This is a genomic window from Pseudomonas brassicacearum, from assembly GCF_000585995.1.
Taxonomy (GTDB): domain Bacteria; phylum Pseudomonadota; class Gammaproteobacteria; order Pseudomonadales; family Pseudomonadaceae; genus Aquipseudomonas; species Aquipseudomonas brassicacearum_A.
This window is the reverse complement of sequence record NZ_CP007410.1, coordinates 4,109,885-4,122,598: the sequence shown is the minus strand read 5'-3', so window position 1 is coordinate 4,122,598 and position 12,714 is coordinate 4,109,885. Positions and strand designations below refer to the sequence as shown.

Below are 12,714 nucleotides of genomic sequence, written 5' to 3'. Positions count from 1 at the left end.
CTGTTTACGCTGCCGGCGCAACATCTTTCGACACGTCAGATCAACAAGAAAAGTTGGAGACTCGCATGTCGACCCTCGTGCCCGCCGCAGACAATGCCGCCCTTGCAATGTTGTACCGCAAACTGAATTGGCGTCTGTTGCCACTCCTGTTCGTTTGCTACGTCTTCGCCTATCTGGATCGCATAAACGTCGGCTTTGCCAAGCTGCAGATGCAAAACGATCTTGGGCTGTCCGACGCCGCTTATGGTGTCGGCGCAGGTGTGTTCTTTTTGGGATATGTGCTGTTCGAATTACCCAGCAACCTGATGCTGCCGCGAGTGGGAGCGCGAAAAACCTTCAGTCGCATTCTGGTGTTATGGGGCATCACATCGGCCTGCATGTTATTCGTGCGCGACGTGCCAATGTTCTACGCCATGCGGTTTCTGCTCGGTGTTTTTGAGGCCGGTTTCGCGCCGGGGATGATTTACTACCTGTCTTGCTGGTACGGCCCCAAGCGCATGGCCCGGGCCATCGCGATTGTGTTCATCGCAGGCCCGGCGGGCGGCATTGTTGGCGGTCCGCTTTCGGCATGGCTGATCTCCACGTTCGAAGGCGTGGGTGGCCTTGCGGGGTGGCAATGGATGTTCCTGATCGAAGGTTTGCCCTGCGTGTTGCTTGGTGCCTTTGCTTATTTTTACCTCTGCAACCATCCCGCCGAGGCTCGCTGGCTGAGCGTGGAGGAAAAGCAACTGCTGCAGCGTGAACTGGGCGCTTCCCAGGGCGGCTCCCACTCGTTCAGAGCTGTGTTGCGCGATCGCAGGATCTACGTCCTGGCGTGCGCCTACTTCTGCATCATTTTTTCTATCTACGCCATGAGCTTCTGGCTCCCGGCGATCCTTAAAGCGCAAGGCATCCACGACATGATGCAGCTGGGTTGGTGCGCCGCCATTCCCTATGTGGCAGCGGCAGCAGGCATGTACTGGATCGGGCGCCGTTCGGACCGTTTCGGCGAGCGCCGCTACCACTGCGCGGTCCCGGCAGGCGTCGGGGCAATACTGATACTTTTGTATCCTGTTGCCGATGGGAACCTGATGTTATCAATGATTCTGCTGACGCTGGCGATCGCCATGATGTTCATGGCCTACACGGTCTTGTGGGCGATGCCCTCTGAACTCATCAAGGGGGAAGCGGCAGCGGGCGGTATCGCTCTGATCAACACCATCGGTCTCTGTGGCGGTTTTTGGGGGCCTGCGGTGATCGGTTGGGCAAAGACATCAACGGCAAGCATGAACCCGGGCATCGTCGCTGTCGGCTGCGTATTTCTGTGCGCCGCGTTCGTGATCATCGCAAGCAAACCACTGGCGCATCGCGACCGGGTTTTGAATGCACCGCAGGTTGACCGGGCGCTTTGAACTTCACACCCATCGTGTTCCGCAAGGAACCTTTCAAGAGAGAGAACGCAGATGCTTTTACATCAATCGACCTGGGTCGAAATCGAAAAATTTCTCCAGCGCAGTCGTACCGTCGTCATCCCGATTGGTTCCAACGAGCAGCACGGGCCTACCGGACTGCTGGGGACGGATTGGATGTGCCCCGAAATCATTGCCCATCAGGCGCATGAGGCAGCGGAAATCCTGATCGCCCCGACCTTCAATATCGGCATGGCGCAGCATCATCTGGGTTTCCCGGGAACGATCTCCCTCAGGCCTTCGACGTTCATCGCCGCCATCGGTGACTGGACTCGCTCGCTGGCTGCCCACGGCTTTGAAAAAATCTTTTTTCTCAATGGCCACGGCGGCAACATCGCGTCGATTGAAGCGGCATTCTCGGAACTCTACGCCGAAGCGAGTTTTGCCCGTCGCCCGGCCGGTTTCGCCTTGAAGTTGTGCAACTGGTGGGATCTGGAAGGCGTCAATGACCTGGCGAAAGACCAGTTCCCGACAGGACACGGTGTTCATGCAACGCCTTCGGAAATTGCCGTGACCCAGTGGGCCTATCCGCACGCCATCAAGTCGGCTGACTACTCGCCACAGATCGCCAATTGGGGGCCCATTCGAGAGGCTGTCGATTTCCGCGCCCGTCATCCGGATGGCCGCATGGGATCGGACCCGGCGCAAGCGTCACCGGAAAAAGGCCGGCAGCTGGTGATGATGGCAGCACAAAGTCTGGTGCGGGAGGTGCAAGCCTTCAGCCGTGAGCCGATGCCGGGTTGAACCGCGCGAGTTTTATTCCACCTGGCCAACGCCTGGGCATCCCCGGCGTTGGTGCTCATCGCGGGGAAACCGCAGTCGATCAGGTACGCCATGATGTGGAAGATCATTCGTTTCCGTTCAGGGAAATGAAACGGTGCAATGCATCAAATGAAGCGAGTGAGTCTGTCGCTCACGGGGAAATCGGACCGCGTGAAAAAGACTGGTCGCAGCGATGGTCGTCGGCAATCCGCAGGATCCGGCTATCGTGATCGGGCCTCTGGTCAATCGGGCCCAATTCGACCGTGTTCCAGGTTTCATCCGTTGCGGGCAGTCGCAGGGCGTTGCGATGACTTCGACCACGGAAATCGTCCTGATCTTCCAGAATTTAAACTGGTCTGTCCAATTCGGTAAATACAAAATTGGTCTTGCCAATAATTTTTCTCAAGCGTAGATTGCGGGGAGTGCATTTTCTTAATGGGTCTGTAGACCTTTAATAAAAATAAATGAGAACGCCACCTTGAATGTCTCGTCATCTCGGGCCGTCGGGCCTGCAGTTGAACCCGCCTCGCTTCTCCCTTGTGTGCGCCTGGAGAACATCGTCAAGCGTTTCCCTGGGGTGCTCGCGCTGAACGGCGTTTCACTCAGCCTCAATGTAGGAGAGGTGCACGCGATATGCGGAGAGAATGGCGCCGGCAAGTCGACCCTGATGAAAGTCATCAGCGGGCAACTGACTCCCGACCAAGGGACAATTACCTACCTGGGTGAAGAGCGAACGTTTAAATCGGTCAGTGATGCCGAGCGGGTTGGCATTGCGATCATCCACCAAGAGCTGAATTTGGTGCCGCACCTGTCGGTTGCTGAAAACGTCTACTTGGCCAGAGAGCCGGTGAAATTTGGTCTCATTGATCGGCGCAAACTGCTTTCAGACACACGTGAGTGCCTTCAACGGTTAGGGGTGGATATTGATCCCAACCAGTTGGTTAACAAGCTTTCCGTCGCTCAGCAACAGATGGTCGAAATCGCCAAGGCCCTGTCGCTAAATGCACGAGTGTTGATCCTTGATGAACCCACCTCATCGTTGACTGAAACGGAAACCGCGCAGCTTTTTCGAGTGATCAACGAGTTGAAGGTGCAGGGCGTCGGCATGCTTTACATCTCGCACCGCTTGGACGAAATGCAACATATCGTCGACAGGGTCACCGTCATGCGAGACGGTTGTTATGTGTCTACTTCTCTGTTCCGCGACACCACGGTCGATACTATTGTCGCTGACATGGTGGGGCGGTCACTGAAGGAAAAGTTTCCTCTGCGAACGAGTGTGCCTACTAAGGAAGTATTGCTCAAAGTCAGTAATTTCAGTCGAAAAGGCGCGTTCCAGTCGATTGATTTCGAGCTTCGCAAGGGAGAAATTCTTGGGTTTGCAGGGCTGATGGGCGCAGGCAGAACTGAGATCGCACGGGCTATTTTCGGCGCGGATCCTGTGGACACAGGCAGTCTGGAGCTTTTCGGCAAACCCGTTACGATCAAAAAACCACAGGACGCCATCCGGCATGGGATTGCTTACCTGTCAGAAGACCGCAAGAGTGACGGCTTGGCCCTGAAGATGTCCCTTGCAAGCAACATTACGTTGGCAAACATGGGGGCGGTCTGTAACGCGTTTGGCTTCATTCGATTCAAGGATGAAGACAAGGCCGCGCGCGGCTACATCGATAGCCTCGGCATTCGCACCCCTTCGCCCAATCAGGTTACCCGCTATCTTTCGGGTGGCAATCAGCAAAAAGTCGTGATCGGTAAATGGCTGTTTCGAAACTCTAGAATTTTGTTCTTCGACGAGCCTACCCGGGGCATAGACGTCGGTGCGAAGTATGCCATTTACCAACTGATGGACAAGCTGGCGTCACAAGGCATAGGGATTGTTCTGATCAGTTCCGAGCTTCCCGAACTATTGGGTATGAGTGATCGAATTCTGGTTTTCCATGAGGGGCATGCAACCGGCGAACTTGACGCCCGCCGTACATCACAAGAAGAAATCATGCATTACGCGTCGGGGTATTCCAAATGAATGACCTAAGTATCGATAAGCCTGCAGAATCCATCACCGTAAACGCTATCAATACCGATCGACGCAAAGAGCTTTTGCAAAAGTTCGGCGCCTTGGCCAGCCTTTTTGCCCTCATTGTCGTATTCGCGAGTACCAGCGAGGCGTTCTTGTCGATGGGCAACGGCATGAGCGTGGCGCTGCAAGTTACTTCTATTGCTTTCCTTGGGCTTGGCGCTACCGCTGTCATTATCACCGGCGGTATCGATCTTTCGGTGGGCTCGGTATTGGCGTTGGCAGGTGTCGCCAATGCGCTGGCCATAAAAGCCGGGGCCTCGATTCCTGTCGGAATCCTGGTCGGCCTGCTGGTGGGCGGAACGTGCGGCGCCATTAACGGTGTTTTCATCACTCGATTAAAGCTTCCACCCTTCATTGCAACGTTGGGGATGATGCTGGTTGCCAGGGGGCTCGCCTTGCGTCTGACGGATGCCCAGCCTGTTTCGGGGCTGGGCAAGGGGTTCGGCACGCTGGGTAATGGAACGCTTTTTCGTATAGAGAACATCGGCGCCAATGGCTTTCCGAATGTCATTTTTCCCGGCATCCCATACCCGGTAGTGATCATGATCGGCTTGGCCATCGGGCTTTGGATGATCTTGAGCCGTACCCGCCTGGGGCGTCACATCTACGCGGTCGGCTCGAATGCGGAAGCAGCACGATTGTCCGGGGTGAATGTTAACCGGGTGACCTTGTTCACTTACGTATTGTCTGGTGTGCTCGCGGGCTTGACGGGCTGTGTATTGATGTCGCGGTTAGTTTCCGCGCAGCCAAATGAAGGTGTCATGTATGAACTCGATGCCATTGCCAGTGCGGTCATTGGTGGTACTTCCTTGTCCGGCGGTATCGGCAGCGTGTCCGGCACCATCATTGGTGCGTTCACCATCGGCATTTTGCGCAATGGCCTGAACATGTTAGGTGTTTCCAGCTTTACCCAGCAGATCATCATCGGGCTGGTCATTCTGCTGACGGTGTGCGTCGACCAACTTAGAAACCGAAAAAGATAAACCAAAGCACTGACAATAATAAGGAATCGATTTCGATGAAAAAGCTAAACTTGATTGCGATCGTCACGGCTGTCTTGTTCATGTCCATCACCACGCAAGCAAGCAGTGGTGAAATTGCGGTCATTGTAAAAAGTGCAAATTCCAACTATTGGCAGAATGTTCAAAAAGGTGCCCAGGCGGCCGCAAAGGAATTGCCGAACATGACGGTCACCTTTCAGGGGCCCGCATCCGAGTCGGCGGTAGCGGATGAAGTGAACATGGTGGTCAACGCGGTCAACCGCAAGGTTTCCGGGATTGTCCTGGCCGCTGCCGATCCAGACGCCTTGGTGCCTGCAATTAAACAAGCGTGGGAAGCGCATATCCCGGTGGTACTCATCGACTCAGCGATTTCTACTGACGGCGATGCTTATTATCAATCTTTCCTCTCGACTGATAACACCAGGGCCGGTGAGCTCTGCGCACAACGCATGATCGAAAAAGTGGGGAAGACAGGCAAGATTGCAGTGATGTCCTACGTCCCTGGAGCAGGATCCGAGATTGGGCGCGTGGGGGGGTTCATAAACTACATAAAGCAGCACTCGAACTTGACTATCGTGGGCCCATTTTATTCTCAATCCCAGATGGCCAACGCGCTCAATCAAACCACCGACGTGCTGGCGTCGAATCCCGATCTTAAAGGTATTTACGGGGCCAACGAGCCGACGGCCGTAGGAATGGCGCGCGCGATTGCACAAGCCGGAAAATCCGGAAAACTTGTGGCCATCGGATTTGACGGTAACGAAGACCTGCAGAACTTTGTAAAGGACGGCACCCTCGATTCAATCATCGTCCAAAGCTCCTACAGGATGGGGCTGGATTCGGTCACTGCGGTCGCCAAGGTCATCGCAGGGACCGCAGTGCCCAAGAATATCGATACCGGCGTACTCCTGATCGATAAATCGAACATCGACAGTTCAGAGGCTCGGAACGTCCTGTATTGATCGGAAGGAGTGAGCGAACTTGAAAATCTCCGAAAAACGAAGGCTTCCCAGAAGCTCGCTGGAGTTAGGGGTGTTTGGCTTGGGGTGCTCACAAGTGGGTGGCCTCTACCGGGAAGTATCCGCGGATCAGGCGACGCAAACGCTGCAAGCCGCTTGGAATAGGGGAATCCGCTATTACGATACGGCTCCCTTTTATGGATACAGCCGTTCCGAACGCCGGGTTGGCACTGAGTTAGCTGAGCGTCCGCGAGCCGATTTTATCCTGAGCACTAAAGTCGGTCGGCTTCTGCGCGCTGATGGTTCAGTACGCAATGGGGACGATGGCTGGGCTAATCCACTGCCTTTCCGGCCGGTGTACGACTATGGATATGACGCAATCATGCGCTCTTATGAAGATAGCCTTCAACGTCTTGGGGTCTGCCGGATAGACATCCTGTACGTGCATGATATCGGGCGGCTTACCCACGGTGAACGTCACCAGATTCACTGGGACCAGTTGACCAGAGGCGGCGGATTTCGAGCGCTCGAAAGCCTGCGTGAGGATGGAGCGATTGCGGCCATTGGTTTGGGCGTGAACGAATGGGAGGTTGTGCAAGACAGCATGAACGAATGCCAGCTGGATTGCACATTGCTGGCGGGACGCTACACCTTGCTTGATCAGCAAAGCCTTGCACCACTGATGAACAAATGCCTGGGACAGGGCAATTCTGTTGTAGTCGGTGGCGTATTCAATTCAGGCATTCTTGCCGGCGGTACGCACTTTGATTATGGCGAAGCGCCCGCTGCGGTGATCGCGAAAGTCCAAGCGCTGAAAACAGTCTGTGAAGAGTTTGAGGTGCCGCTGCCCGCGGCAGCGTTGCAGTTTCCAATGGCGCATCCCGCGGTGGTGTCTTGTGTGGTGGGTACACGTACGCCGCAGCAACTCGACCGGAGTATCGCGTGGTTCGAGCAGGACATCCCAGAGGCTTTCTGGAAGACACTTCAAGCGCGCGAGTTGATCGATGCTGATGCGCCGTTGCCCCAAGGTGCCCTATGACGCTCTGCATCGACGCCCATCAACATTATTGGCGTCTCAACAGCGGTCATGGGGATTGGCCCTCGGCTGACTTGGCCCCAATCTTCAAGGACTTTGCGCCTGACGACTTGATTGAACACCTGCGCGAATGCGGTATCGATGGAACCGTCGCCGTTCAATCGAACCCCCACTTGGGCGATACACATTTCTTGCTGGAGTTGGCTGATCAACACGACAGCATCTTGGGCGTAGTGGGGTGGGTGGATCTGACGTCAACCACTGCTGTGCAGGAGATAACACGCTTGGCTCGGCACCCCAAATTCAAGGGAGTGCGTGCCATGTTGCAAGCTCTACCGGCCCACAACTGGATCGAGGATAGCCAGATCCAAGTCGCTATAGATGCACTTGTAGAGCACGATCTGAGTCTTGATGTCCTGGTTTTGCCTAAGCACCTTAACGGGGTAGTGGCCATGGCCGAGCGTAATCGTGCATTGAGGATCGTGATAGACCACGCGGGAAAGCCGGATATCGCGAGTCGGCAGACCGAACCCTGGTCCCGTGACCTCCAACGTCTGGCAGCGCTGCCCAATGTGTACTGCAAGTTGTCGGGTCTGCTCACTGAAGGCGCGCAAGGCGACGGTGCCCAGGCATTGCAACCTTACATGGACAACGTCCTCGAGTTATTTGGTCCGCAGCGGGTGATTTGGGGCAGCGATTGGCCCGTGATCAATCTAGCTTCGGATTACTTCGAGTGGTGGGCGATGACCCGCCAGTACCTGGATAAACATGGCACTCGATCGATACGCGAGGGCACCCCATTGATCATGGGCATGAACGCCTGTCTTTTTTATCGGATCGATTACGGTCGCCCCGCGCCCGACCAACAAATTGACACTCACCCGGCCTGCCCAAAATGAGATATTGCCAAGTACTTGACCTCAAGGATGATCCCGCGCTGATCGCTGAATATGAAATTCATCACCAGGCGGTGTGGCCTGAGGTGTTAAATCATTTGCGCCTGGCGGGTGTGGAAGACATGACCATCTGGCGCTATGAAAATCGCTTGATCATGCTGTTGGAAGCAGGCGCTGACTTCTCTTTTGATCGCTTGGCGGCAATGGAAGGCAGCAACCCGAAAGTGCAGGAGTGGGAACAACTGATGTGGCGCTATCAGTGTGCAATGCCAGGCTCTGTAGAAGGAAAGTGGAAACTATCCAAGGAGCTTTTCAAGCTAAGCACAGCATTGCTCTCCTGCGACGGTATCCAATAACCGCGAGTGTAAATACCAGTCTGTGGGGGGCTGTCTGCGAAGAATGAGAGAGCCCGTGGCGATTATTCTGGTTTTCGGCATCTGGCCCCGAATTGCCTCACTCGCAGAAATTCGATTTCAAAGCGCAAGTCGGGAATGTCCTGATCGTTCGCCTCCAGCAGGCTTCGGCAATTCCACCCGAACACGAAGAGCAATCATCAGAGCTGCCAGCAGCATCACGGCGCCTGCGATGATGAAGACGCCCATTACGCCGCCAAAACCGAAGACCAACCCACCGAGTGCAGCGCCCGCGGCAATTGACGACTGGACTGCGGCGACGACCATCCCGCCTGCGGTTTCGGCTTGATCTGGAACCGCGCGTGCTACCCAATTCGACCAGGCAACCGGCACCCCGCCGAAAGCCAGGCCCCAGAGGGCGACTGCAAGTGCCAGTCCCGGCGCCTGGAGAGGAAGCGAGATCATGGCAAACGCGGCCACGGCGACCAAGGCTGGCATAAGGATCAATGTCAGGCGCAAGCTGCGTTCCATCAGCCAACCCGCCACGAGTGTGCCGACGAAATTGGCGGCGCCGAAGCCCAATAGCATTAAAGCCAGGCCGTCGGTGTCGATGGGTACAACGCTTTCAAGTGCGGGACGGATGTAGGTGAACAGTGCGTATTGACCTGTGTGTGCGAGCACGCATCCGAGCATGCCAATGGCAATGCCAGGGCGACGAAGCAGTTCCAGCACGGATGCTGTGCGTGCCATTTTCCGGGGCGCCATGCGGGGTAGGGTGAACCATTGGAAGATCAGCGTCAGCACGCCGACCACCGCTGCCGCATAAAAGGCACTGCGCCAGCCGAAGAGGCCGCCCAAGTAGCTGCCCAGCGGAACGGAGACCACTGTTCCCACGGCGATGCCGCTGAAGATGATCGACAGCGCGCGCGGCACAAATTTCGCCGGTACCAGCCGCATGGCCACGGCAGCCGCCATGCTCCAGAACCCACCCAACGCAATGCCAAGCAGCACTCGCATCAGCAACAGGACCACCAGACTCGATGACATGGCCACGAGCAAGTTGGAGGCAATCATCAGCGCGGAGAAACCTAGCAAGACGATGCGGCGGTCAAGTTTGCGGGTAAGACCTGGCACCAATAGTCCGGCAAACAACGCAACCACGGCGGTGACGGTCACGGCCTGTCCGGCCAGTGCTTCGGAGACGTTCAAGTCCGAGGCCATCGGCGTTAGCAAACTGGCTGGAAGGTATTCAGCCGTCAGCAGGCCAAAGACACCCATGGCCAGGGAGAAAACCGCCATCCATGCCGGGGTTGCCGGCTCTGCTCCAGTAACGCTGCCAGGTGCGGCATCAAGCACATTGCTACTCATCTCAAGAATCCTTGGGAAGTGATCGTGACCCACAGTCTAGAGTTGAGCTTCAGGATGATCTATGATGCTACGTCTTAGTCTTTTGATCGAAACGCCTGAAAATGACTGAATCAGGACAATTTGCGCTGTCGTCTGAATTGATTAGCGAACTGCTAACGGGGATGCGGCTGCGCGGCGTTCAGTACCGCCGTATTCAAACGGGTCCGAGCTTTGGCTTGGGTTTTGAACACAAATCGGCCCATGCCTACTTTCATTATCTGGCGGTGGGTACGGCCATCTTGCGGACAGGCGATGGCGCGATACATCACCTGTCGGCAGGTGACGCGGTATTGGTGCCGCAAGGCCATGGGCACGCCCTGCTATCAGCGCTGGATGCCACGGTTCAGGATATCGACCAACTTGATGCCGCCCCTTTGGGCGAGGCTGTCAGTGGTGTGAACACCTGTCCGAGCACACTTTCCACGCCCAGTGCGATCCTGTTCTATGGCTGCATGGAGTTCGATCTTGGAGGCATGCGGGCCTTAGGCAAGCTGATGCCGAATGTCATGGTGGCGGACACCGGCGGTCAACGTTATCCAGGGCTGGGATCGATACTTGACTCAATCAAGCGAGAGATCTGCGCCGGACGCATCGGATATGCCGGGATCATGGCTCGGCTTGCGGAAGTTGCTGCATCCTTATTCGTACGGGGTTGGGTCGAATGTGGCTCTGAAAGCGCGCAAGGTCTCATGGCAGCCCTGCGCGATCCGCGCCTGGCACGCTCTATCCTTGCCCTGCATCGCCAACCCGGGCGCGAGTGGACGGTTGCCGAGCTGGCCGCCGAATCGCACGTATCACGCTCTGTGTTCGCACAGCGGTTTCAGGCCACCATTGGCGTGCCGCCATTGCGATATGCCACCGAGCTGCGAATGCGGATCGCCAGCCAATGGCTGACGCAGGACAACCTGTCGATCGATGCCGTCGCACAACGCTTGGGCTATACCTCACAAGCAGCATTCAGCCGTGCATTCAAGCGCATCAATGGCCAGCCACCAGGGGCCAGTCGACAGGTACGCCGAAGCAGTGAGCCTGTGCAGTGAGCAGCTCTGGGCATGTCCGGCCGAACTGCAACGGCATTGACGGTAAACCCGCCAAGATCACTCTTTTGCGGGTAAGAAACGGTCCAGCACATTACGGGTGATGGTCACAGTGGAGTGCTCGTCAAGCTTGAGTCCATTGACCCACTCGCAGGACGCAGCGGTGAATACCTCACCTTTGCCTTTTTGGAAATGCACGAGCATGCCAGTCCCCCGACTATGCTGGCTTACGCTGGCATTACTCATGTCAGGCGCCAGCAGTGACGCACGAAACCTGGCATCTGCGTCCCCTAGCATGAACGAGTACGCATCCTGCGGCCGGCCGTGCTCGGCGATAGTCGCCCAACCCATCGCAAGGATCTGTAGCCCTGGCGGTGCGCCATCCGTGCCGAGAGGTTCTGGAAGGCCATCGATGAAGGTGTAGTCCAAGCCATCTACCTCGTACCCGAAGATATTAGCTGCATCGCCGAAAAGATCAGCGTAACCCAGCCCGGTATCGGCGAGTGCCCAATGCTGTGGCCTGAACACGGTAAAGCCCCTCGGGCCGCGCGGGGCCATGCCCCCAAAGCTGCCGTATATTCCGCGCAATGCATTGACGCCAAAGGTGCTGGCCCCAGGTCGACCTACGCGTGGATCCTCCCAGGCGCTAGTGAGCGTAATGTCATGGCTTGCCGCGACGGGATCCAGCTCAGCGGCGTCATATTTGTAGGCCACTTGGCGTTCGCCGCGATTCTCCAGGCGAATCTGCCACATGAAGTTACCGGCGAAGCGCGCAATCTTTCCTCCTGCTTCAGTAAATGCCTCGACGTTGTCGCGCATTTCCCGCGTCCAGTACTCATCGTGACCGACAAAGACCGCGCAGGCGTACCCGTCCAAGGCCTCGGGGTCGTGATGCAGATCATCCTGAGTCACGATGTCGACCGTATAGCCCAGTCCTTCGGCCCATGCTACAAACGGGCGTTCGTAGGACGCCCATCCGGCCAGGGCGTAATACTTGCTGAAGCCATGCAGAGAGGCCCACTCGATGAATTCATAGCGCGCCGGTCCCGGTTTGCTCGGCCTCGATGCATTGATCGAGCGCGGTGCGTCTTCAGGCAGCCAGACTTGTCCGCGGGCCCAAGGGCGTTGCGCTGACAGTAGAGGCGAGCGGCCGCGGGGTGTGCCGGGGTGGATGCCGAAGTAATGGTTGGCGCCCCCCCAGTCGTTGTAGGCGGCCCAAGTGGAGGTTGCTGCGACCAGCACCAATGCTTCGGGGCATTTGCGCATCGCCCTCACGATGAATAGGTGATGGCCGAGCACGGCATCAGCACTGTCCCGCACTTCCACCACATAGGCACCTGGCTTGGTGTCCAAGGGTATGGACCATAGGGCAAATACTGGCCATTGGCAGCCGACCTCGTAGGCACGTTCGGGCACCGGATGAAAGCTTGCAGCGAGTGGATCGGTTTCATGAACGGTGTGAGGCACCGCGCCGTCACGATAGATCTTCAGCGCAACCCAGGGGGTGTTCGAGGACATATGCAGGCTCACCGTTTCGCCTGGTCTGTAGGCGCGGCGATCGGAATAGCACCACGCGGCGGCCGAGCCTTTCTCATCGGGAATTTCGACCCAGATCTCCCTGGCGCCTTGGCGTGGGCCAGAGGCCACCGCGGCGGTTATATCGGCGCCAGGTCGTTCGCCGCGAGCGGCAGTTCGCTTGGAGTTATTGGAATTCATAGATTGCCCTGAATGCATGGGT

At 56.7% G+C, this 12,714-nt stretch carries 12 protein-coding genes; 10 read left to right on the top strand and 2 right to left on the bottom strand.

Annotation, left to right across the window (positions count from 1 at the left end; genetic code table 11):
• Positions 1-65: 65 nt before the first annotated feature.
• From CD58_RS17395 to CD58_RS17355, 9 genes are all read left to right on the top strand, one after another.
• A complete protein-coding gene (locus CD58_RS17395; protein WP_025214277.1) occupies positions 66-1,391 on the top strand; it encodes an MFS transporter in 1,326 nt (441 codons plus the stop codon).
• A 51-nt stretch (positions 1,392-1,442) separates the two neighbouring features.
• The gene (locus CD58_RS17390) at positions 1,443-2,192 is read left to right on the top strand and encodes a creatininase family protein (RefSeq protein ID WP_025214276.1); all 750 of its coding nucleotides are present in this window, start codon (positions 1,443-1,445) and stop codon (positions 2,190-2,192) included.
• Between the two features lie 211 nt (positions 2,193-2,403).
• Positions 2,404-2,622: a hypothetical protein gene (locus tag CD58_RS17385; protein WP_025214275.1), complete on the top strand. Its 219-nt coding sequence runs from the start codon at positions 2,404-2,406 to the stop codon at positions 2,620-2,622.
• A 66-nt stretch (positions 2,623-2,688) separates the two neighbouring features.
• On the top strand, positions 2,689-4,233 hold the full coding sequence (locus tag CD58_RS17380) for a sugar ABC transporter ATP-binding protein (protein ID WP_025214274.1): 1,545 nt from the start codon (positions 2,689-2,691) through the stop codon (positions 4,231-4,233).
• Positions 4,230-5,270, top strand: a complete 1,041-nt coding sequence (locus CD58_RS17375) for an ABC transporter permease (RefSeq protein WP_025214273.1) — start codon at positions 4,230-4,232, stop codon at positions 5,268-5,270. The genes CD58_RS17380 and CD58_RS17375 overlap by 4 nt, the downstream gene beginning before the upstream one ends.
• 35 nt (positions 5,271-5,305) lie before the next feature.
• Positions 5,306-6,250, top strand: a complete 945-nt coding sequence (locus CD58_RS17370) for an ABC transporter substrate-binding protein (protein WP_025214272.1) — start codon at positions 5,306-5,308, stop codon at positions 6,248-6,250.
• A 19-nt stretch (positions 6,251-6,269) separates the two neighbouring features.
• Positions 6,270-7,286: an aldo/keto reductase gene (locus CD58_RS17365; RefSeq protein ID WP_025214271.1), complete on the top strand. Its 1,017-nt coding sequence runs from the start codon at positions 6,270-6,272 to the stop codon at positions 7,284-7,286.
• Complete coding sequence (locus CD58_RS17360) at positions 7,283-8,182, top strand: amidohydrolase family protein (protein ID WP_025214270.1); 900 nt, start codon at positions 7,283-7,285, stop codon at positions 8,180-8,182. Before CD58_RS17365 ends, CD58_RS17360 begins: the two co-directional genes overlap by 4 nt.
• The gene (locus CD58_RS17355) at positions 8,179-8,535 is read left to right on the top strand and encodes an L-rhamnose mutarotase (RefSeq protein WP_038436675.1); all 357 of its coding nucleotides are present in this window, start codon (positions 8,179-8,181) and stop codon (positions 8,533-8,535) included. Before CD58_RS17360 ends, CD58_RS17355 begins: the two co-directional genes overlap by 4 nt.
• A 117-nt stretch (positions 8,536-8,652) precedes the next feature.
• Here the strand turns inward: CD58_RS17355 and CD58_RS17350 are convergent, their stop codons facing one another.
• Positions 8,653-9,900: an MFS transporter gene (locus CD58_RS17350; RefSeq protein WP_025214268.1), complete on the bottom strand. Its 1,248-nt coding sequence runs from the start codon at positions 9,898-9,900 to the stop codon at positions 8,653-8,655.
• A gap of 101 nt (positions 9,901-10,001) precedes the next feature.
• On the opposite strand from CD58_RS17350, the gene CD58_RS17345 reads away from it, so the two are divergent.
• Positions 10,002-10,979, top strand: a complete 978-nt coding sequence (locus CD58_RS17345; protein ID WP_038436674.1) for an AraC family transcriptional regulator — start codon at positions 10,002-10,004, stop codon at positions 10,977-10,979.
• A 57-nt stretch (positions 10,980-11,036) separates the two neighbouring features.
• Here CD58_RS17345 and CD58_RS17340 read toward each other — a convergent pair whose 3' ends face one another.
• On the bottom strand, positions 11,037-12,710 hold the full coding sequence (locus CD58_RS17340; RefSeq protein WP_025214267.1) for a N,N-dimethylformamidase beta subunit family domain-containing protein: 1,674 nt from the start codon (positions 12,708-12,710) through the stop codon (positions 11,037-11,039).
• Between the last annotated feature and the right edge of the window lie 4 nt (positions 12,711-12,714).